Annotated in this window: 20 protein-coding genes; 14 read left to right on the top strand and 6 right to left on the bottom strand. The window is 53.5% G+C overall.

Going from position 1 to position 21,704, the window contains the following annotated elements:
• Positions 1 to 8: 8 nt before the first annotated feature.
• Positions 9 to 416 carry a hypothetical protein gene (locus J0L72_06735; protein MBN8690475.1) on the bottom strand — a complete coding sequence of 136 codons (408 nt, stop codon included), beginning with the start codon at positions 414 to 416 and terminating at the stop codon, positions 9 to 11.
• Positions 417 to 514: 98 nt separating this feature from the next.
• On the opposite strand from J0L72_06735, the gene J0L72_06730 reads away from it, so the two are divergent.
• The 10 genes from J0L72_06730 to J0L72_06685 all read left to right on the top strand — a co-directional run bounded on the left by J0L72_06730 (position 515) and on the right by J0L72_06685 (position 12,448).
• Positions 515 to 1,744, top strand: a complete 1,230-nt coding sequence (locus J0L72_06730) for a DUF1501 domain-containing protein (protein ID MBN8690474.1) — start codon at positions 515 to 517, stop codon at positions 1,742 to 1,744.
• Positions 1,745 to 1,820: 76 nt separating this feature from the next.
• Complete coding sequence (locus J0L72_06725) at positions 1,821 to 3,212, top strand: hypothetical protein (protein ID MBN8690473.1); 1,392 nt, start codon at positions 1,821 to 1,823, stop codon at positions 3,210 to 3,212.
• Between the two features lie 79 nt (positions 3,213 to 3,291).
• Positions 3,292 to 4,518, top strand: a complete 1,227-nt coding sequence (locus tag J0L72_06720) for a hypothetical protein (GenBank protein MBN8690472.1) — start codon at positions 3,292 to 3,294, stop codon at positions 4,516 to 4,518.
• Positions 4,500 to 5,507, top strand: a complete 1,008-nt coding sequence (locus tag J0L72_06715; GenBank protein MBN8690471.1) for an N-acetylneuraminate synthase family protein — start codon at positions 4,500 to 4,502, stop codon at positions 5,505 to 5,507. The genes J0L72_06720 and J0L72_06715 overlap by 19 nt, the downstream gene beginning before the upstream one ends.
• Complete coding sequence (gene neuC / locus J0L72_06710; protein ID MBN8690470.1) at positions 5,500 to 6,678, top strand: UDP-N-acetylglucosamine 2-epimerase (hydrolyzing); 1,179 nt, start codon at positions 5,500 to 5,502, stop codon at positions 6,676 to 6,678. Before J0L72_06715 ends, neuC begins: the two co-directional genes overlap by 8 nt.
• Entirely contained in the window at positions 6,675 to 7,592 is a 918-nt protein-coding gene (locus tag J0L72_06705; protein MBN8690469.1) for a class I SAM-dependent methyltransferase, read from the top strand. The genes neuC and J0L72_06705 overlap by 4 nt, the downstream gene beginning before the upstream one ends.
• Entirely contained in the window at positions 7,589 to 8,275 is a 687-nt protein-coding gene (locus J0L72_06700; GenBank protein MBN8690468.1) for an acylneuraminate cytidylyltransferase family protein, read from the top strand. The genes J0L72_06705 and J0L72_06700 overlap by 4 nt, the downstream gene beginning before the upstream one ends.
• Entirely contained in the window at positions 8,272 to 9,663 is a 1,392-nt protein-coding gene (locus tag J0L72_06695) for a hypothetical protein (GenBank protein ID MBN8690467.1), read from the top strand. Before J0L72_06700 ends, J0L72_06695 begins: the two co-directional genes overlap by 4 nt.
• Positions 9,660 to 11,141: an O-antigen ligase family protein gene (locus tag J0L72_06690; protein ID MBN8690466.1), complete on the top strand. Its 1,482-nt coding sequence runs from the start codon at positions 9,660 to 9,662 to the stop codon at positions 11,139 to 11,141. The genes J0L72_06695 and J0L72_06690 overlap by 4 nt, the downstream gene beginning before the upstream one ends.
• Complete coding sequence (locus J0L72_06685) at positions 11,138 to 12,448, top strand: polysaccharide biosynthesis C-terminal domain-containing protein (protein MBN8690465.1); 1,311 nt, start codon at positions 11,138 to 11,140, stop codon at positions 12,446 to 12,448. The genes J0L72_06690 and J0L72_06685 overlap by 4 nt, the downstream gene beginning before the upstream one ends.
• On the opposite strand, the gene J0L72_06680 is transcribed toward J0L72_06685, so the two are convergent.
• Genes J0L72_06680 through J0L72_06670 form a run of 3 tightly spaced genes read right to left on the bottom strand, consistent with a single transcriptional unit; the run spans position 12,445 to position 16,703 of the window.
• Complete coding sequence (locus tag J0L72_06680) at positions 12,445 to 13,518, bottom strand: glycosyltransferase family 4 protein (GenBank protein MBN8690464.1); 1,074 nt, start codon at positions 13,516 to 13,518, stop codon at positions 12,445 to 12,447. The two genes, J0L72_06685 and J0L72_06680, sit on opposite strands and share 4 nt — an antisense overlap.
• Entirely contained in the window at positions 13,515 to 14,369 is an 855-nt protein-coding gene (locus J0L72_06675; protein ID MBN8690463.1) for an NAD(P)-dependent oxidoreductase, read from the bottom strand. The genes J0L72_06680 and J0L72_06675 overlap by 4 nt, the downstream gene beginning before the upstream one ends.
• 12 nt (positions 14,370 to 14,381) lie before the next feature.
• Entirely contained in the window at positions 14,382 to 16,703 is a 2,322-nt protein-coding gene (locus J0L72_06670; protein MBN8690462.1) for a hypothetical protein, read from the bottom strand.
• Between the two features lie 118 nt (positions 16,704 to 16,821).
• Between J0L72_06670 and J0L72_06665 the strand changes: the two genes are divergently transcribed.
• Positions 16,822 to 18,126, top strand: coding sequence for a dicarboxylate/amino acid:cation symporter (locus J0L72_06665; protein ID MBN8690461.1), 1,305 nt, complete (start codon positions 16,822 to 16,824; stop codon positions 18,124 to 18,126).
• Here J0L72_06665 and J0L72_06660 read toward each other — a convergent pair.
• On the bottom strand, positions 18,123 to 18,332 hold the full coding sequence (locus tag J0L72_06660) for a hypothetical protein (GenBank protein MBN8690460.1): 210 nt from the start codon (positions 18,330 to 18,332) through the stop codon (positions 18,123 to 18,125). The two genes, J0L72_06665 and J0L72_06660, sit on opposite strands and share 4 nt — an antisense overlap.
• 50 nt (positions 18,333 to 18,382) lie before the next feature.
• Between J0L72_06660 and fabZ the strand changes: the two genes are divergently transcribed.
• Genes fabZ through J0L72_06645 form a run of 3 tightly spaced genes read left to right on the top strand, consistent with a single transcriptional unit; the run spans position 18,383 to position 20,715 of the window.
• Entirely contained in the window at positions 18,383 to 18,823 is a 441-nt protein-coding gene (gene fabZ, locus J0L72_06655) for a 3-hydroxyacyl-ACP dehydratase FabZ (protein ID MBN8690459.1), read from the top strand.
• Positions 18,824 to 18,826: 3 nt separating this feature from the next.
• Positions 18,827 to 19,612, top strand: coding sequence for an acyl-ACP--UDP-N-acetylglucosamine O-acyltransferase (gene lpxA / locus J0L72_06650; GenBank protein ID MBN8690458.1), 786 nt, complete (start codon positions 18,827 to 18,829; stop codon positions 19,610 to 19,612).
• Positions 19,609 to 20,715, top strand: coding sequence for a hypothetical protein (locus tag J0L72_06645; protein MBN8690457.1), 1,107 nt, complete (start codon positions 19,609 to 19,611; stop codon positions 20,713 to 20,715). The genes lpxA and J0L72_06645 overlap by 4 nt, the downstream gene beginning before the upstream one ends.
• 302 nt (positions 20,716 to 21,017) lie before the next feature.
• Here the strand turns inward: J0L72_06645 and J0L72_06640 are convergent, their stop codons facing one another.
• Positions 21,018 to 21,443 carry a 30S ribosomal protein S18 gene (locus tag J0L72_06640; GenBank protein ID MBN8690456.1) on the bottom strand — a complete coding sequence of 142 codons (426 nt, stop codon included), beginning with the start codon at positions 21,441 to 21,443 and terminating at the stop codon, positions 21,018 to 21,020.
• Between the last annotated feature and the right edge of the window lie 261 nt (positions 21,444 to 21,704).

Below are 21,704 nucleotides of genomic sequence, written 5' to 3'. Positions count from 1 at the left end.
GTGACCTATCAAGGCATACGTACGGCTTGGTCGACAAATTGGTAAGTGCGTTGGGGGTCAATCCGCCATTTTCCGCCTTCTCGCTGGAGCACCCAATACCGTGCCGCCGCCATGGTCGGATTCACTCGGTGCTCGGTGGTCAAGATCACCAGCGATCCGCTTCGTTGCTTACTCACCAAACGTGTAGATGATCCCGCTGGCAACGTAGCGGCAGCGTCGATCAGCCAACCGGAATATTGCGATTGAAGCGGTTGGTTGATCAGCACCGACGCCGACGAAGCATCACCTGATTGAACGGCGCGAATCCAGCGGCGCACAACACTCTCCGGGCCAACAGACTGTGCGGCTGAAAAGACTCCCATCGTGAGTGCGGTCAGCACCAACGAAGCAAAAATAGACTGGGTGAGGCGGTTCAAAATTGTTTCTTGGGTTATACCAGTGAACTTCGGTCCTAGGCATCCGTCACTATTCACAACAGTTTCGATATAAGATAAGTTCTAGCGAGGATCAAATTATGAGCGACTCGATGTCAAGACGAGATGTGCTGAAAAAGGGCACGATGATTGCGGTAGGACTGGCCGCGCCCGCGTGGTTGAGCGCGATTGCAAAGTCCGATGTTATTCGAACCGCACAAGGCAAGAATATCGACCCGGATGGCATCCTCGTGGTGTGCCAACTTTCGGGCGGAAACGATGGTCTGAACACCGTCATTCCCTACACCGATCCGCGCTACTACACGCTTCGACCGACGCTCGGAATTCCTGCTGACAAGGTCCTTCGAATCTCGGACAAGATGGGACTTCACCCAGCGCTGACTGGCCTTGAGACCCTCTATAAAGAAGGCAAAGTCGCCGTTGTGAACGGTTGTGGTTATCCCCGCCCGAATCGAAGCCATTTCAAGAGCATGGAAATCTGGCAATCGGCATCGCCAGAGACCGCGCTTCCTTACGGCTGGATTGGTCGCCACCTCGACCTCATGAGCGAAAAGGGCGCGCTCAACCCGGTTTACGCATTGGGGCTTTCGACCGACAAGCCGCGAGCACTTCAAGCAGATGATGTTTCGATCCCATGCTTTGCGTCTCTCGCCGATATCCAGTCGATGGTCGGTGATCCAGATGTCGAGAAAATGCTTCGGGAGATTCAAGGCTCTGCTGCTTCTGGCGGTGAGGGCGTGGTCCAAGCGGCCAACAAATCCGCACTGGACGCGATGGCCACATTGCGCGATAAGCTCAAAACCTTCTCACCAAAGCAGATTTATCCTGATGGTGCCTTTGGCGCAGGATTCAAGCAGATATCGCAGCTTATCGCGACTTCCCCAGCGACGAGAGTGCTGTACTTTAGCGCAGGCGGATTCGACACCCACGCCAAACAAGCAGAGTCTCACCAGAATCTGATGAAAGGATTTGGCGACTCCTTGCTCGCATTCATGCGAGAAATGGAAGCGATCGGCAAAGCGGACAAAGTTGTCGTGCTCGTCTTCTCCGAATTTGGCCGACGAAGTTACGAAAATGCCAGCATGGGAACCGACCATGGTGCCGCGGCTCCGATGTTCGTGGTGGGCAAGCCGGTCAAGGGCGGATTCTATGGCCCGATCCCAGACTTGCAGAATCTAAATGATGGCGACGTCCAGTTTGCGGTTGACTTTAGGCAGGTTTACGCTACGGCGCTCGATAGCTGGATGGGCGGCGATAGCCAGAAAGTGCTGGCTGGAAAGTTCGAGCATCTTCCATTGATTCGAGCCTAAATCCCAGCAAAATTAGCACTCTTGGATGAATTTCCGCTAATATTGAGCCAATGCTCTTACTATGAGGTTGGCTCAATTGAAGTTCACATTCGGGATCTCGACTCTTGCCCTTGCGCTGTTGTCTGGTATCCCAAGTATCAGCGAAGCTAAAGCGCGGAAAGGATTCTCTGAATCCGCCGCTCTGGGCATTCGGCGCTACTGGGCAGACACGGTTACGTACGTTGTTGGCGCACCAGCGAACGCCTCGAAAGTCGGTTACTGGCAAGTCCGATTGAACCCGGAAGCCTCAAAATGGATTTGGAACTACGAACGAAACGTGGGAAGAGGCAAGGTCGCCCCAGCCACGAACATCACCGTCACTGCCGAAATGAAGACTCGGTGGGACGCTTGGGTCGAAGGAAAGATCAAGTTTGACCGGGCGAATTGCGCTCAAGTAGCCCAATCCCGCAACCAAGAGATTCAAGGTCTTGCCCAACCCGTGCCCGAATTCGCACAGGATCCAGGACCGATTCCGGCTGACTTGGTCCAAATCATGCCAAATCCGCCCGAATTTGCAGAAGTCGTCACCCCTCAGCGACACTTGATCATCTTCCCGGATTGCAAGCACGAGTTTGAAGACAACCCGAACATGCGTGCAAAGTTCGCCTACTACCGATTTAGGGAAGGCGTGATGGATGGCGGCCAGGCCATGCGCAACATGCCGTCCAACGAAATCCAGAAGCTGCTGGTCTCCGCAGGGATTAGTGAAAGTGAACGCAAAGTCTTCACTGCTGTCTCGATCCTAGAAGGTGGATTTGATAGCGTGAACACTTACGACACCGGATTTGTCAGCGTTGGATTCATCCAGTTTGCATGCCTCTCCGGAGGCGCAGGGAGCCTCGGTCAAGTGCTCCTGTCGCAAAAGCAAAACGATCCCGCTGCCTACGACAACGATTTCAAGAGTCGCGGAATCGACGTGACTCCAAAGGGCGAATTGATCGCTTTGAACCTCGATACGGGAGAATCCACGTTTGGTTCGAACGCCGCAGCACAGATTATTCAGGACAAGCGACTGATCGCCGTGTTCCAGCGAGCGGGCAGAGTCAGCGTTCCGAACCGGCTGGCCCAGCTTCGGGTCGCAAAGGCGCTGTACTATCCGGCAGACGACCAAGTCTTGGTCACTGTGGACGGCAAGCTTTACACGGCTAAGGTCAAGGAGTTCATCAAGTCAGAAGCTGGAATGGCAACCTTGATGGACCGGAAGGTCAACACTGGCACCTTTGGCAACTTGACGACGGTGCTCACAAACGTGATTCGAAAGTACAAGCTGAATACTTTGGCAGAAGCTAGTGCTTATGAAGCCGAAGTCGTTCGGGGCGTGAAGTGGCGAAAAGACTATCTTTCAGACACCACATTAAGTCAGCCAACTGAAAAACCTAACAATTCTTCTGAAGTTCGCCCTCCATTTCGCGATCGATCTTCCCGATAAATCTACTAGGCAACCTGCCTACGGATTTATTTAGGGAATGCACTCGGGAGAACAAGCAGAAACTACAGGTCATCGACTCATGCGTCGATGGCCTGTGGTGTTAGCAGGGGGACTGATCGGCGGCGCGATTGCGTTTGCGATCACTTGGACTTCAGCTCCACTTTGGAGAGCCCGCACCGAAGTGCTGCTCGCCGCTTCGCCAGATCAATCCAGCGCTGCTGCAATCTTGATGTCCGGAAACATCGCTACGCCCTTGAGCTTGCTCCATGGCGTGTTCGATAGCCAAGCGGTTCGGCAACAACTGGGCAAAGAATTCAATTTAGATTCCAAAACCATCGAGAAGATGTACTTCGCTCGACAAGACCCGATCTCAAATCAGATCGTGGTCACGGTTGACTCCACCAATCCCGAACTAGCGACGAAGATGTCTCGGCGCGCGGTCGAACTAGCGAAAATCTACGAACGCGAAGCCAGCGTCACCGTTGCCTCAACCCGTGCCAAACAGATTGGCGAAGCGCTTGAATCGAAGCAATCCGAAGCTGAATTGGCTGCGATTCGATACTCAAAGTTTCTTGCAAACTCGAAAGTCACTATCACTTCTGCTGGCCAGTACTCCAGCGAACTCGCAGAAGTGACACGGCTAGAATCGGAACTCAGTGCAAAGCGGATTCAGCGCTCCGGTCTTGCCAAGCGGTTGAACAGCTCTCTCAGCGATGCCGAGCTACCAAAATCGGGCGAGCTCGAAAAGCTCCGCTCGCAGCGCGCAGAACTCGAGTCAAAGCTCCAACAAGCCAAGGCAGTATTGGGTCCTGAGGCGCCAGAGCTGGTCCAACTGCAAGAAGATTTGAATTCTATCAATCGACTGTACAGCCGCGAACTCAGTCGCGCCAAACAATCGGTTAACGAAGGTCTGCAACGACAGATCGCAAACCTGGATTCAGAGATCAATCAGCTGACTGTCAAGCTGGGCAATCAGCGAGCAATAACCTCTAACGCTCCTGCGAACAGCACTCAATTTACGGATGAATTCCGCCAGCTCAAGGCCGCGCAAAAGAACCTGCTTCGCACCCGAATGATGTTTGAAGAGGCCAAGCTCGCCGCTGACGTCGAGAAGATTCAATGGAGCGTTTTGTCTCCTGCTTTTGTCGAAGACAAACCGGTTAACAAGCGCCTCGTCCGCACACCCGCCGCCGGTGCAGTTCTCGGAATTGCTCTCGCGAGCCTGATCTCACTCTCCGGTCCGAAGCGCAACCGACGCAAATCAAACCCAGAACTCAAGGAAGACTCATGGCAGAACGCAGCTTAATTGTCGCAGAAGTAGCCCAGGCGCACGATGGCTCCCTGGGAACGGCCCACGCTTTCATCGATCTCGCCGCAGAAAGTGGCGCGGACGTAGTCAAGTTTCAAATGCACTTTGCGGCAGAAGAAAGCACGCCGCAAGAACCTTGGCGCATCAAATTCTCGCTCCAAGATGAATGCCGATACGACTATTGGAAGCGAATGGAATTCACTCCTGACCAATGGGAAGGCCTTTACGAGCATTGCCAAAAGGTTGGAATTCAGTTCCTTTGCAGCCCATTTAGCGTCAAGGCTGTCGAAATTCTCAAGGATTTTGAAATGCCAGCTTGGAAGGTGGCAAGCGGCGAAGTGTTTTCGAACGCGATGCTCGATGCCATGTCCCAGGTCGATCTCCCATTCTGGGTGAGCACCGGCATGATCGGGTGGACCGATATCCAGAACGTAGTCCAAAGAATTAGCGCAACAGGTGCAGATTTGACCCTGTTCCAATGCACCAGCGCGTATCCGACACCACCCGAGAAAGTTGGGCTCAATGTCATCAAAGAGATGCGCCAAAGGTTCGGTTGCAAAGTCGGGCTGAGTGACCACACGGGAAAGATCTTCTCGTCTCTCGCCGCTGCCACGTTAGGGGTTTCAGTGATTGAAGTTCATCTGGCGATGCACAAGCAGGCGTTCGGCCCGGACACCGTCGCATCGCTCACTCCAGACGAACTCAAGCTGATGATCGAAGGTGTGCGCGAGATCGAAGCAATGAACGCGAATCCAGTTGAAAAGGATGAGCTAGCCGAGGAATTTTCGGCGATGCGCGGACTCTTTACCAAGTCGGTTGTGGTGCGCCGGAATCTAAAGAAGGGCGATGTCCTCACCCTCGAAGATTTGATCGAAAAGAAGCCTGGAACCGGGATTCCTGCTCACCGCCTTCCCGAATTCGTCGGGAAAAAGCTCAAGCTGGCCCTACGAGCAGACACCTTTTTGGAGGAAAAGCACGTTGCTTAAACGACGCATTTGTGCCGTACTAGTAGACCGCGCGAACTACGGCCGGCTCAAGCCAGTGCTCGAAGTCCTTCGCGATCACCCGGATGTTGAGTTCAGCTTGATCTGCGGCGGCACCATGGTGCTCGAGAGATTCGGCAATGCCACCAAAGTCTTGCAAGAAGACGGGTTTACGATCGACGGCCGTGTTTACATGGAGCTCGAAGGTTCCACACCTGCCACGATGGCGAAGTCGGTTGGAATGGGCATCATCGAGTTTAGCAACGAGCTCGCCAGAATTCAACCCGAAATGGTGCTGATGATCGGCGACCGATATGAAGCGCTCGCGGTGGCAATCTCTGCCGCCTACATGAATCTGACATTGGTTCACGTTCAAGGAGGTGAGGTGAGCGGTTCAATCGACGAATCCGCCCGCCACGCGATCACCAAATTTGCCCACTATCACCTGCCAAGTACGCGCAGGGCCGCGGATTATCTCGTGCAAATGGGTGAAAAACCGGAATCGATCCTCGGAATCGGATGCCCCTCAAGCGATCTCGCCAAGCAGTTTGAATTCGCGCTAAATGATGATGAAATCAACCGATTCGGAAGTGGCGCATCGATAGACACCACACAGCCTTATGCTTTGAGCGTGTTTCACCCGACCACGACGGAGTTCGGTGGCGAAGCCGCGCAAATGCAAGCCGTGATGGTAGGACTTCAATCTTCCGGCCTTCCTACGGTCTTGCTCTGGCCAAATATTGATGCTGGCAGCGACCACATTAGCAAAGCGATTCGGCGGTTCCGCGAGCAACATAACACGGAGAACTGGCTTCGAATCGTTACCAATTTTGAACCTGAAACCTACTTAAAGGTCCTTGCCGGAGCAAGTCTCGCAGTCGGGAATTCCAGCAGCTTCGTACGGGATGCCAGCTACTTTGGTACCCCCGTCGTGCTCGTCGGTAACCGTCAGGCCGGTCGTGAGCGCAGTGAGCACGTCGCCCATGTGCCACCGACAACCGACGCAGTCTGCTCGGCAATCCAGCAACAACTTCAACATGGTCGATATTCGGCCTCTGATCTCTACGGCGATGGCAACGTGTCGGCGCCATTCGTCGAAGCGCTTCTCAAGGCGCCCCTCTACTCTCAAAAGCAACTTTCGTACGTGACAGAAAAGGAACCCCTCGCAGCATGAGCACCCTACACCCTTCAACAAAGTTTGAGCGAATTGAATCGCTCCAATTCGACTACTCGGCCCAACCCAAGCAGCCGATGCAGAACTGCAACCTCTGCGGATCGGACCGGTGGGTCGTAATCACCCAGCGCGACAGATACGGGTTCCCTGCAAAGGCAACCACGTGCGCAAATTGTGGGTTGACCCGCCTCAATCCGCCAATGACGAGCGAGGCATACACCGATTTTTACATCAACACCTATCGTCCGTTGGTCAGCGCCTATCACGGCCGATTGATCGACGCTAAGTCGATCCAAGGCGAGCAAGTTTCTTACGCGGAAAGCTATATCGAATTCGCGAGACCGTTTATCACGCCCGGGCATCAGACTCTGCTCGATGTCGGCGGATCGACGGGGATTGTGGCCATCGAATTCCAGAAGGCGTTTGGCCTGAAACCGACGATTATTGATCCCGCGCCAGCAGAGATTGCTGAAGCAGATCGCTATAACCTGGAGACGATCACGGGGTTCGTCGAAGAGTGGGATCACCTGGGTCAAACCTACGATGTCATCGGACTCTTCCAGACCATCGATCATCTTCTGGACGTTCAAAAGACCCTCAGCAAACTGCGCGAAGTGATCTCGCCAAACGGGCTGTTCCTCGTCGACATTGTCGATTTCCGCGCCGCATACTTGCGCAACAACTCGGTGGAAGAAGCCGTCAAGATCGACCACGTTTTCTCATTGACCGAGCAAACCGCAGAGGCTCTGTTCTTATCGCACGGATTCGAGTGGATTCGAAAGAGCTACAGCGCGGACCACCTCCACGTCGCCTATGTCTGCCGACCAGTGGATCCAAGACCGTTTTCGCTTCCTCGCCAGGATTGGGTTGAAAGCCATTTGAATGAGATTCGGAAGGTGCAAAACTCTCGATGAAGATTCTGGGCATCATTCCTGCGCGATCAGGCAGCAAGGGAGTTCCTAAGAAGAACTCTCGGATGCTCGGCAATATGAGCCTCGTTGAGAGAACATTCAAGATCGCTCAGGAATCTGGAGTTTTGGATCGAATCATCGTTTCTACCGATGATTTTGAAGTGATGGCCACTGCCCAAAAAATCGGGCTCGAAGTGCCGTTTGTCCGTCCACCACATTTGTGCACGGATGAGGCACCGATGATCGAAGTTGTCAATCATGCGCTGGCCCACCTGGACAGCGAAGGATATTCCCCGCAGGCAGTGATGCTTCTCCAGCCGACCAGCCCACTGCGAACTGTGAACCACCTACAACTAGCCACCGCTCTGCTTGGGAACAACGACAGCGTGGTTTCAGTTGTGGCATTGCCCAAGACCCACTGCCCTCATTACGTCATGAAGATTGAAGACGGATATTTGACGCCATTCATGGAGTCCGGTGAGAAGATCACCCGGCGACAAGATGCACCTCAAGCCTATGTTCGCGAGGGAACGGTATATCTCACGCGGAGATCGGTGCTCACCGAACAACGCAGCTTTTATGGCAAGAAGTGCTTTGCGATGGAGATTCCGGAGAGCGAGTCTCTCAGCATCGATACTCCAGAAGATTGGAAGCGAGCGGCACAATCGCTCAAGGTGGCTGCATGAGCGATAAACCGACCATCGCCATCACTTTTCCGAATCATTGGAGCATCAAGAACCTGATTCATAGCGGTTTGCTGGCCGAGATCACGCCGCACGTCCATGTAATCGGACTGACCGCCCAGCATCGAATCGTGCACCTGAAGAAACTGTGCACAGAATTGGGATTGTCCGAAGTGGACTGGCAACCGATTCCGATGTATAAGGAAGGTTGGCTCCTCCGAATGGTCCGCCAATCGCAAAAGTCGCTGCTTTTCGAAAAGCACGGACTAGCCACCGAGAAGATTCTGAAATCAAGCAAGCGGGGTCGACGAACCTTGGTGCAAAAAATCGGAAGCACTCTCTTTTCGCTGATTGCGGGGACCGGCTTTGGGAAATCCCTGTTCGAGAAGTTCTCACGGCTTCGATATTCCGAGACAGAGCCTGCGTCTTTGATCCTCGATCACCTTCCGGACGTTCTGTTTTGCACAAACCCTGTGGATTACCGCGAAGACGCTTTGGTCAAATGGGCAAAGACACTCGGAATTCGCGTCGTGACCATGATTCCGAGCTGGGATAATCTTTCCAGCAAGGGTGTTTTGTTCACGAAATTTGATGCGGTGTACGTGTGGAACAAGGCAATGCAGAGCGAAATGCTCAAGCTTTATCCCGAATATCCTCACTGGGAAATCCCGATTGTCGGCATACCACGGTTGCAGGCTTTCAGCAACCCATTGCCATCCGAGTGGGAGCGAGATTCGTATCTCATTCGGCTTGGGCTTGATCCGAGTAAGAAGACGATCCTCTTTGCGAATACGGCTACGTCTTCGTTCCCTGATCAGCCAGTGGTTGCGCGACAAATCGCTTCGGCAATTCAATACGGCGAAATCTGTAATGTCCAAATGATTGTCCGGTGCCATCCGCACGACCAGATTGAAGACTACGACGATTTGCGGCGGCTACCCAATGTCCGGGTCTGGCCGTCTATCGGCGAGCCAGCCTTCGGCGTCCAAACCGTCCCTCCAGCAGACGATTTGCTGCAGCTTCACGCTGTTCTCAATGCTTGCGATGTGTGCGTCAACACGGCCAGTACGATCGTTCTGGACGCGGCCGCGATGGACTTGCCAATCGTCAGCGTGGCTTATGACGGTGAGCGAACCTTGCCTTACACCGACAGTTGTAAGAGTTTCTACAACTACACCCACCAGCGAACCTATTTGGCAAGCAACGCCGGGGTGTTTTGTGAAACTCGTCAAGAACTGGTTCGAGAAATCGAGAAGGCACTTGATGATCGCTCGATTCGATCACAAGGGCGCAAAGAACTTGTCGAAAAGTGCTTGCACCCCGATCCAGTTTTAGCACTCAAGGAAGAGCTCTTGAAGGAGCTAAATGTACGACTCGACAAAGCGGCATGATCCCACTCCAACTGCTCCAATCCTCCGCTAATGACTGCCGATTGGCAGTCAAGCAGCTCGTTAAAGCCTCTGCAATTTGCCTGGGCTTGGCTGGCATTCTTGCGGTGTGTTTGGACGCATTTGGAATCAATCTTCTGAACTTTGGAACCTTAGATGTAGCCCGAAATACAATCGCTTTCTGGGTCTATTTTCAGATCACGATGCTTTTCGTTCCGGGCCAAAAGCACTTGCGACTTCCTCTGGTCCTGCTGATTCCGATTTTCACTCAGCTGTATCAAGTCGGACTCGGTTGGGATCTTCCTGGTGGGCCCAGTTCGATCTCCCGAATCGCACCCTATCTTGGAGTCATGATCTTCTTGGTCAGCACTCACGTAGCCGAACGTGTCAAGGTTTCTGCCGCCGAATGGGGGTTCGTCATCGCGGTGAATGCGATAGGAATTACGGGAGCGATCTTGGGTTCCACTGACCAGTTTGTATCGCTGGTGACCTACCTCGCGGTCGGAATATTGTTGCCGCTGTACTACTTCTTCATCAAGCGCGAACTCGCTGCGAGCCAGTTCTCTGCTGCCCAGTTAGAAGCCTCTGCGTTGATCGGATTCCTCACTCTAACAGTTGGAACGCTGGCTATCATTCGAATGGGATCAGAAATGACACTAGGAGGAGTGACCGGCCTTCTCGGTACCCGCAATGTTTCGGACTATAACCTCGTTTTGGCCTATCTCATCCTGCTTTGGCCATTCGCCTTGCGAGCTGCGCGAGCAATCAGCCCACTCATGGTCGCCTTCGCGCTAATCTTGCTTCTCGCCTCCGCAATCATGGGACTCAGCCGAACCGGATTGATGTTTGTGCCGATCCTCGCGGTCAGCGGAATCTACAGCGTGTTTAAGGATTCGATATCCAAAGGATTTCGGACCACGATCTGGATTGTGTTGCTGGGCACTTGCGCGTTTCTAGCCTTTCCACAGAAGGACCAACTCGGGACCGTCTGGCTCCAGCGTCTTAATCTCACTGAAAATTCGCGCTCTAGCAGCATCGTATCAAAGCTCAAACCTGGTGGCGAAGATAGCTTCGCGCGAGATCAACTTCGCATGGAAGGCTTCCGGTTGTTTACTCAAAGCCCAGTGATGGGACAGGGTTATGGCGGGTTCGGCGAATCCAGTCGGCGCGGTTTTCGCGACGCCCACTCGATGACTTTTACCGCCCTCGCTGAAACCGGAATCTTGGGACTCGTCGCACTGTACTTTGTTCTTGCTGTGGTCGGTTTGAGGCTGTTCCGGCTAGCGACCGCAAAATCCGTCCAGGACGGCGGACTATTCTTCATCTGTTTCTTGATGTGGCTTTTTGCAGTCCACTCCGTCGGCGGAAACCTTACCGCGATCCAAGCCGGAAGTTTCACCATCGGCGCGATCAACGGAATTCTCTTGATGGTTTACCTATGGGCAGGGCCAGTCCTTCGCAGGAGCACATTCGCGCCATGAAGTTCCTGCGGCAACTGCTCACACTCAGCACGTTTCAAATCGTTAACTTGGGGCTGACCTTACTCAGCCGCATCGTTTTGGCGCGCGTGCTCGTAGAGGCCGCATTCGGTGCGTTCGGCGCGGCGTTGAACGCCACCGTGGTGCTCAGCCGAATCCTCAGTTTTGGATTGGCTCCGGCGAACCAGTTTTATGCCAGCAAAAAGCAATTCGACCGTGGCACGGTGATCGCAACTGGAGCGATCCTTGCATTGGCATCTTCAATCATTGCCACCGGGATCGCCTACGCTCTGGTTCCAGTTGTCAATTCCACATTACTTGGCAACCACCCGAACAGCCAAGCGATGCTGAACTCCTTTTTGCCCTGTTTGCCTGTCGTGATCCTCGCGATGAACCTTGGCGTGATGCTCATTCCTCTGGGCGAAGTCAAAGCCTTTGGAATATTGCAGGTTTTGACTGGCAGCGCGTTCATCTTGCCGTTTTTCATTTTCCGTGCATTTATGCCAGGCGCAGACGCCGCGGTCTGGGCGCAGTGCTCGGTTTGGGTGTTCTCCCTAAGCTATCTCGTCTGGAAGTTATCGCCATTTCTCAGCGGGTTGAAATGGGACAAATCGCTAGCAAAAGAGATGCTAGTTTATGGCTGGAAATCCTGGCCAAACGTGATTCTCAATATCGGGCTCGCACGTGTCGCGACGCTACTCGGCGCGTTGTACCTCAGCCCTCGAGATTTGTCGATTTTTGTTCTCGCGGTGAATATCGTGGAAGGGTTGACCGCGCCACATTCATCGCTGGGCCAGTTGGTCATGACCAAATCCGCCAGCGATCCAGAACAGTTTGGCCGCAACCTCCTCAAGGCGCTTAGGCTCAGCTGTTTGATGCTCGCCGGGTTGACCGCCGCATTGGTGCTCGGAGGCTACTTCCTCATTCCAATTCTTTTTGGTCACGGATTCAAGGAGTCCTATTATGTGACGTTGATCGTGGTGCTGACCGCGATTGCACACATCCAACTCCGAACCATGTCCAGCTACTTCGCCGGACTCGAGAGACCGCAGTTGACCACTCGTGCCCTCGCGATCGAGATGGTGCTCATGCTTGGGCTCCTGCCAACGCTCGGCTCACAATTCGGGCTTTACGGGGTTGCGGTTGCCAGTGCCCTTTCGGCGGTTGGAAGTTGGGCAGCTGCCGGTTGGTTCCTGCGCAGACTCATCCGCGCACCTATCCGTGATCAGCTTTGGCCGAAAAAGGGCGACTATATCTGGATGCGCTCTCTCTTATCCTCGGCGCGGCAAGACAAGCAAAGCGTAGCCTAAAGGCTCGAAATCAAATTGACAAGCTCTTTGGCGTTTGCCTTTGCGTTCGCGCGTGAGGTCACTTGGTGCCGTGCTTGCACTCGCAAGTCCTCAGAGATCGGACGCCGAATTGCCATTTCCAACGCCTTCGCGAGCTGTCCCACGTCGTCCAGCGGCACCAATGCTCCGGGGTTGGCCCAATTGCGATTCGCTGGGATGTCGCTGAGCACCGGAACCAAGCCGCAGGCCAATGCCTCAAGGAGCGAGGTTGCGGTTCCGTCGCTTCGAGACATTGAAACGAAAATCGTCGACTGCTGCAGTTCTTTGACCACGCTATCTCCGCTGATCCCACGCAGAAACTTCACCTTTGAGGCGAGCTCCGCAGGAAGCCCACCCACGATCGACTCAGCTTGAGGCAACAGGTCGCCTCCCGCAGCAAACACGATCTCCCAATTCGGCAGATCGTTCGGCAAAAGTGGAAGCGCTCGAAGAATATCGAGGTTGTTGTAAATCGGCAAAAAACCTCGGGTGCAAATCAAGCGGTGCTGACTGGGGATTTCTGCGGGAGCAAATCGTTCAATATTAACGCCGATGAGAAGCTGAAAGAGCTTCGCACGCGGCGCAAGCTCCTGCGTGGACTTCATCAGCTGGTCGCCGTTGCAGATCACCGCCGTGGCGGATTCGAGGCACGCTCTAGAAACCTTCAACGCGGTACCTTCTTGCTGTAAGATGTCCGAGCCGACAGCGAACACGCTGTACTTTTTGATCCCCGAGCACTTTGCCGCCAGCGCCAGTCCGCCACCGTACAACGTGAGGAGATGATCGCACTCCTTCAATCGCGACCTGAGCATCCAGCCCAACTTTGGATATCGTAAGATCCCTGTGCCTGGCTCCAGAACTTCTCGCCTCGAAACGACTTTGTCGATCCGCTCCAACCGCGCTTGCCACTCCGGCGATTTCGGATCGATATAGGCCTGGCCCGGTTCTGGCGCGAGTTGAAACAAATGGACTTCGGCGCCCGCCGCAGCGATGTTCTCGATTAGCTCATATGACCAAGGCGAACCCAGGCTAGAAAGGAGCGCGAGCCTCATCCCCCCGACCAAATCCTCTGGATGCTCTCGCGGAGAGAGATGCTTGGCCGGAATCCTGTGAGCCCTGCCAATTTGTCGCATGACGCTACAAAACTGCTGACTTCTACTTTCCCAGATTCAGATTGCTCAATTTCAACCTCGAACGGAATCTGCGTGACCTCTCTCAAGATATCGACCACCTCAAGGTTAGAGACTTCGGTTTGGGTGCAGACGTTCACTATTCCTGGCGCAGGTATTTTTGCGAGCTCAAGGATCGCGCGAGCGACATCTTTTGCATCGACATAATCGCGCTTGGCGTGTGGATTTCTAATGGTAACTGCGGTGTTGCCTGAGCGAAGTGAATTTACCAATCCTCCGATCAATAGGTCAGAGCTCATCCCCGGACCGACCACGTTTGAAGGCCGCACGATGGTCGTGTTTGGATCTTCGACCTCCAAAATCGCGCTAGACACCATCCATTTCGCCTGCCCGTAAGCAGAAAAAGGCTCGCAAGGATGATCTTCTGTAACCGGCGAAAATTGCACTTGACCGTACTCTGCCGCAGAACCTAGCCAGATTTTCTTTGCATTTGGGCAGATTTCTGCGGCATTCATCCAGGCCAACAGCGATAAAGTGCCATTGATCGCCTGAATTTCGGCATCACTGCCACGAAAAACGCCAACCGCATTCACAATAACGCTGGGATTCGCTTTTTCAAGCACCGAAATCAGCGTTTTTTGATCACTGATCCTCCATCCTGCCGGCATTTTCACCGCAGTTGGGCATAATTCCACCAAGTGGCTACCAATCAGCCCAGAGTGGCCAAGAACTAAGATTCTGGTCTGCTCAAATTCTTGGCCCGCACTCCCCATGGCATCCTCGAATTACGAAACGACGAATGCTAATGCGCTGATCGGTTTGCCGGTCCAGACAATCGATTCCTTCTTCGGTTTGACCGTCTGACCATTGAACTTGATTGCCGATCCGGTCGCACCGTAAACGAACACCTTAAGTCCGGTTAAATCGCCATAACCGCTCTTCACCAGTTCGGTCTTGATTTCGATTCCAGACTTGGTGGAAGTTGCGTTGATTTTCAACCGGCTCTCCTTGCCCTTTTCAAAGTCGAGACTCTCGCCATCGTCGAACACGTAAGTTGTTGACCCGCTTCCAGAGTGCAAGAACACATGCAGTTCAATATCTCGAAGGTCCTTTTCGTTTGACCTTCGAACTCCAGGAAGCGTCGGAATGATCGCACCATTCTTGAAGAATAGTGGGGTTTCTTCAGGTGAGCAGATCGCCTCGACGGTCCCGGAAACCCATTTGCCCCACCTTGCGTCGAACCATGGCTCGTCACCAGGTAGTTCTGCAGTGCGGCCCTTGCCCTCTTCCAAGCACGGCGCTTGAAGAATCGAATCACCCACCAAGAACACGTCGTCCGGGATATCTCCACCAGGGTAGTGGTACTGAACAGGGCGCAAAATCGGATCGCCTTCCTCGTTTTGCTGCACAAACAAATTATAGAGATACGGCAAAAACTTGTATCTAAGCGACGTGTAATGCGTGATGATCTTGAGGCCTTCCGCTGAGAAAGTCCAAGGTTCTTGGCGTCGATGGCTACCTCCGCTATGGTTGCGGAAGAATGGGAACAGGAACCCTGCTTTCATCCAATCGATCATCAATGGTTCGTTGGTGTCGTTCATGAACCCACCAACATCTGGGCCGTTGAACGGAATTCCGCTCAAGGACAGATTCAAAGTCGTCGGGATCGAACCCTTCAGATAGAACCGATTGGAAACGTTGTCGCCCGTCCAAATCGCGCTAAACCGAGACGTTCCTGTGTAACCGCTTCGGCTAAGCAAGAAGATTCGCTCGTTTGGCGACGCTTGCTGGAAACCGTCCCGAGTAGCCATCTGCATGCCGAGCGCGTACTGATTTCGGAAAGCACCGTGCGGCCATTTGCCGTTGTGGAACAGCATGCTGTATGGGTCCACAACTCCGGTGCTCGGATCGTTCATGTCCACCCATGCACCTGCGAATCCAAGCTCCTTGAACGACTTGGCATATCCGGCCCACCAATCACGCGCCGCTTTGAGAGAGAAGTCGGGGAAGACAGTCTCGCCCGGCCAAACAAATCCGACGAACGGTTGGCCTTCCTTGTTCAGACAGAAATGTCCTGCCTTGAGCCCTTCTTGGTACATCGGGAATGCCGAATCCAGCTTCACGCCAGGATCGATGATTGGCACAACCTTACGGCCTTCCTCCTTGAGCTTTGCAAGGCACGGCCGCACACCATTTGGAAACGCGCTTGCCGAATAAGTGAACACCCGGTATCCCTCCATATAGTCGATGTCCAGCCAGAGTCCGTCATTTGGAATCTTGTGCTTTTTCATCTCCTTGTTCAACCAATTGAGATGCTCTTCGCCTTTGTATTCCCATCGGCATTGGTGATATCCGAGAGCCCACAGTGGCGGGCGGGGCGTCACACCGACGAGTTTCTGGAGCTTGCGAGTTAGTTCTTGCAAGCTCGGGCCCACAATGATCCAAAGCGAAGCGAGTCCGTCCTCGGCTCCTAGGACGATTTTGCGGTTCTGGTCTTCAGTACCAAAGAACGAAGGGTCTGTCCCGGTGTCGATCCAAGTCTCGTATGGGTTGTGAAGCAGTAATCCCACGTAGGTCTCGCCCTGCCGCACGATCACATAGGGCACGCTAGCGTAGTAAGGATCGGTCGGATGCTCTACCCATTGCGTGTAATGAAAATCGCCAAGCGCGTCGGTATTCCAGAATCGACTTCGGGTTTGACCCAGTTCCATGCGGCCGTATGTCTTTTCGCCCAAGCCGTAGAACTTCATCGACTTGCTGTAAGTGAAAGTGAAAACGCTATTGGATCCGCTAACGCCAAACCCGAATCCAGCTGGCGTTGAGAGCAAAACTTCACCGGCAGCATCCTTCAATTGGATCGAAAAATCAGCGTCGATTTCAAGCTTGCACGAATTCGAATTCTGACCTTCAGGCGCATTCATCGCGACCAGGTTTCTGTCTTCGGTTCCAATGTTCTCTCCCGACACAGAGATATGGAAAACATCGCTTGCAAACGAATTGATTTTTGCAGACATATGATGTTTGCCGATGCTCAACTTTCCTGACTTAGAATCGAAGGATGTTGGATAGACAAAGTTAGCGGCGTATGGGACCTTGTGAAAAAGCATGGCGACAAGACTCTTTGAACCCCTTATTTTGGCAAAGTTCATGTTCTATTAGCTTGGGTACGGAGCGTGTTTGATGCCAGGATTGATGAACCACGCAATTATCGGGTCAAAATGGGCAATGAAATCCAATTCCCGGTTTCACTTGATCGGTTGGGGCCTTGTCGCTGGCATCGCATTCGGCATGATCGCCCGCGCAACCTTAGGTAGCGAAAACGCAACTTTGGGATGGGCTGTTTCCGAGATCTTCAAGCCACTTGGGCAGCTCTTTCTTCGGCTGATCTTTATGGTCGTTGTGCCGCTCTTGTTCAGCTCGCTCATCCTTGGGATCGCAGATCTTGGCGAAGTTCGCGTTCTCGGCCGGTTGGGAATCAAGTCCCTGCTGATGACGGTGGTTCTAAGCTCTGTCGCGGTGATATTGGCGATTGCAGCGGTCAACCTCGTCCAGCCGGGATCGGGCATTTCGCCCGAACAATCAGCGAAGATCGCAGCTACTTTCGGCAAACCTGACGATGCTGCTGCTAGCGTTGAGAAATCAAAGGAAGCCAAAGGTGTGCTCCAGACCATCGTTGAATTCGTTCCTGAAAACCCGCTGGAATCTGCATCACAGCCCAAGCTCGGCGGAATGCTGCCATTCATGGTGTTTGCGGTTTTCTTCGGAGTCGGGTTGCTCAAACTCGAACCCGAGAAAGCGCTTCCAGTCAAGCAGTTCTTTGAAGGAATTTTAGGGGTCTCGCTCAACCTCATCGATATGGCGATGAAGTTCGCCCCAATTGGCGTTTTTGCGTTGATCTTTGCCACTACGGCAACACTTGGAGTAGACGCGTTGATGGCTCTGGGCAAATATGCTGCTCTTGTATTGGTGGTCCTCGCGCTTCACCTTTTTGGTACTTACTCACTGGCTATTGCAGCGATTGCGAAGCGCTTGCCCGCCTGGTTCTTTTCAAACGTGCGCGGCGTCATGCTCACGGCATTTGCGACGAGCAGTAGCAATGCGACGCTCCCAACCGCATTGAAAGCCGGCGAAGAAAATCTTGGAATTCCACGACCTGTGAATTCCTTTGTGCTGACTCTCGGCGCCACCGCGAACCAGAATGGAACCGCACTCTTTGAAGGTGTGACCGTGCTCTTCTTGGCCCAACTCTTTGGGATTCCGCTTGGAATTCCTCAGCAGCTCACCGTTGTTGGGCTGGCGATTTTGGCCGGTGTAGGCACCGCTGGTGTTCCCGGTGGATCGTGGCCGATGATCGCGGCCATTTGTGCGACGGTCGGGATTCCTCCTGGAGCGATTGCAATCTGCATGGGTGTGGACCGGGTGCTCGACATGAGCCGAACCGTGGTCAATGTTGTAGGAGATTTGACCATCGCAACCTGTGTCTCAGCAATGGAGCCGATGGAATCGACCGCTGCCGAGGCTGCCAGCTAGCCCCGGCGAAACTTACGAAGGGTGATCGCCGAGATCAATACAAGTCCGGCGACCACCATCAATCCCACAATCCATACCGGCCCGCCAGCTTGATGCGCTTGCAGCGCACCAATGAAGCACATCAACCCACAAGCGACGACCAGCACGTTTGCAAGCCAATCTGACAGCAATCGCCACTTTTCAAAGAATGGGCCAAATTTAGACATAACGGGTAAATTGGAGGCGGCTGTGGAAGCCACGACTAATGAAATCGTACATGAACATTACCGAAATCATGGAGAGCCTGCCGCATCGCTATCCGATGCTGCTCGTGGACAGGATTGAAGACATGCAAGCCGAAAGCTGCGTGGGAATCAAGAACGTCACTATGAACGAGTCTTTCTTCCAAGGCCACTACCCCGGAAACCCGATCATGCCGGGAGTGTTGATCATTGAGGCCATGGCGCAGGCTGGAGCCGTGATCTTGCTCAGCAACGAAGAGTACAAAGGTTGCACTCCGGTGATTGGTGCCATCGATGACGTCAAGTTCCGGCGACCGGTCGTCCCAGGCGATCAGCTTCGAACGACCGTCGAACTACTTTGGATCAAGCGCGGAATTGGCAAAATCCGATGCGTCGCGAAGGTTGAAGACGAGCAAGCTGCCAGCATGGAAATGACGTTCAAATTGATCAAGAAGGGAGAGAAGGCCTCCGAATAGAACGTGGCAAACATTCATTCTTCTGCGGTAGTCCACTCCTCGGCGCAGCTCGCCGACGATGTCATCATTGGACCTTTTTGCTACGTCGAGGCAGACGTTGTGCTTGGGCCTGGAACCGTTCTTGATTCGCACGTAACGGTCAAATCGGGCACGACGCTCGGCAAGAATAATCGCGTCCTGCAAGGTGCGATTCTCGGTGGTGATCCGCAAGACCGCCGATTTGAAGGAGAACCGAGCTATGTGATCATTGGCGACGATAATGTAATCCGCGAATACGTCACGATCCATCGGTCCAAATATCCTGGCAAGCAGACTACCGTCGGAGATCGAAATTATTTGATGGCTTTTGTCCATCTTGGGCATGACTGCAATATCACCGACGACGTGACGATCACCAATAATGTTGGGTGCGCAGGACACGTGACCATCGAGCCGATGGCGAACATCGGTGGCATGGCGGGGATTCACCAATGGACCCGCGTCGGGCGATCTTCCATGGTTGCCGGCATGGCTAGAATCACACGCGATGTCCCGCCATTTTGTATCGTGGAAGGCGACAATCACGTCGCCGATATCAACGCTGTGGGCCTGCGCCGAATCGGGGTCTCTCAGGATGCCCGCCGGTCTTTGCACAAGGCAGTCAAGCTTCTTTTTAAGAGTCAACTCGGGCTCACTCACGCGATGGAAATTGTCCGGCGAGACGTCGAATTGACTCCCGAAGTTGAGTACATGTTGCAGTTTGAGCAACGAAGATTTTCTGGAAAGAACGGTCGCGGCGATCAACCTTGAGATTCTTTTTTTCGGCGGGTGAATCCAGCGGAGACGTGTACGCCTCCGAACTCGTTCGACGACTCAGTTCCGAGTTCCCAACAGCACTTTTCGAAGGAATCGGCGGCAAATTTTCGGATGAAAGCGGCATCAAGCTGGTCGCGAATTCTAGCCGGTGGGGCGCAATCGGCATCATCGAGTCCCTCAAGCGAGTCCCGACGATCTACTCTGGAATGCTGGCCGCGAAACACGCCCTCCGGTTTGGCTCCCCTGGAATCTTCGTTCCGATCGACTTCGGATATCTCAATGTCCGGCTCTGCAGGCTGGCGAAGCAATACGGCTGGAAAGTGGTGTACTTCATCCCTCCTGGGAGTTGGAATAGGCATAAACAGGGCCGGGATTTGCCCACCATCACAGATGCGATCATCACGCCGTTTTCGTGGTCGAGAGACATCCTCGCCGAAATGGGCGCAAAAGTGCATTACTTCGGACACCCAATCTTAGAGCTTGTTGATCAGTCGCATCAAGAAGTCATTCGGTCTGAGTCCACGGTTGCGCTTTTGCCTGGCAGCCGACTCCATGAGATCAACTACACATTGCCCGCGATGGCCGCGGCCTGCGAGAAGCTCTCGCAGATCGACAGAATTCTGATTCCGGTTGCATCCACAGTCTCTGACGAAGAGATCCGAAAATTGTGGCAGCGTCACTACCACGGTACGGCGGAACTCGTTCTCAGCCGCGATCGCTATTGGGTGCTGCGGACAGCGGCGGCGGCGATTGTATGCTCGGGCACTGCCACGCTCGAGGCCGCGCTCTGTGGCTGCCCGTTCGCGATCGTCTACAAGGGTTCAAAAATGATGGAATTTGAGGCCAAAATCGTCCGGCCGAAGTTTGACCACATCGGCATGCCGAACTTGATCCTGCAAGAACGCGCTTTCCCTGAGCTCATTCAGCATGAAGCCAGCTCAGAAGCAATGGCAAACTGGCTGACCCTGCTTTTGGACCCCGGAAGCGAAGAGCGGCAGGCTCAAACCCAAAAAATGGCCGAATTGAGAGAGTTGGTCAAGCCCGATGCGGCGCTCACTTCCAGTGCAAACTTTATCGCAGAATTCGCCAATCAATAGGACCTCATGGGCCCATGGGAACGTGAAGGACGTTTCCGGTGTTGCATAACCTGGATGCCATTTGAACCACGTTCCTAAAGAATCGAGTCAGAACATCCAACAAGAAAAGTAGGTTGGGCGAAATGACCCAACATAAACAGGTTTCTCGCCAGAAACCTAAACAACGCGACACGAAGCAACGCAATTGCCCGAGCGGGGTTTGTCCTCTCCTTCCCGCTCGGGATTTTTTATGTCTGGATCAACAAAAAGGTGCTAGTTCCATTTGAAACTAGCACCTTCTGCATTTCAATTTGATGAACCGATTAGTTGCTGTCGGAATGTCGGTCGCCGCGTGGAGTACGTGGCTTGAATGGCCGATCGGCTGGTGGATCGATCACAACAAACGGAAGCAGAGCCATTTCTCGCGCACGTCGGATGGCGATAGAAACCATTCGTTGTTGCTTTGCGGTGTTTCCGGTCTGGCGTGTTGGCAACATCTTGCCGCGCTCGTTCAGGAATCGCTTGAGAATTGCCACGTCCTTGTAGTCCACGTGATCAATCTTTTGAAGGGTGAGATAGCTGACTTTTCGGCGGCGTCGGCCCTTTGGTCGAACGTCTCCTTCCTTGTCGCGCAAAATCTGCGAAGCAGCTGAAGCTGCTGAAAACTGTGAGTCCTTGTCTTCGCCACCGGAGATCGACGCAACGTCTGGACTCTCTTTAGTCGGCGTCGGAGTGGTTTCATTGCTCATGTCTGGTCTTTAAATTCTCCAAATAGAGTTGCGCCGATAGTTCAGCGCGAAGCGAGATTATAGCACATTGAATTCAAATCTGCGTATTCCAAGAGAATCTACCGCTACGAAAGTTGCCAGAAACTTCAACACGGCGATGTTTCCCCGTAGTTCAACCGAATCCTAGGCGAAAAATTCGCGGAATGGTGTTAGTGTCGCACTCTAAACGACAAAAACCAAATAGCATCCCAATCCCAAAAATAGGGCCAGCAGCATTCCCTT

It is taken from the genome of Armatimonadota bacterium (genome assembly GCA_017303935.1).
Classification (GTDB): Bacteria; Armatimonadota; Fimbriimonadia; order Fimbriimonadales; family Fimbriimonadaceae; genus JAFLBD01.
Note: the sequence above shows the minus strand (reverse complement) of the source record. Positions and strands in the feature narration are given on the sequence as shown.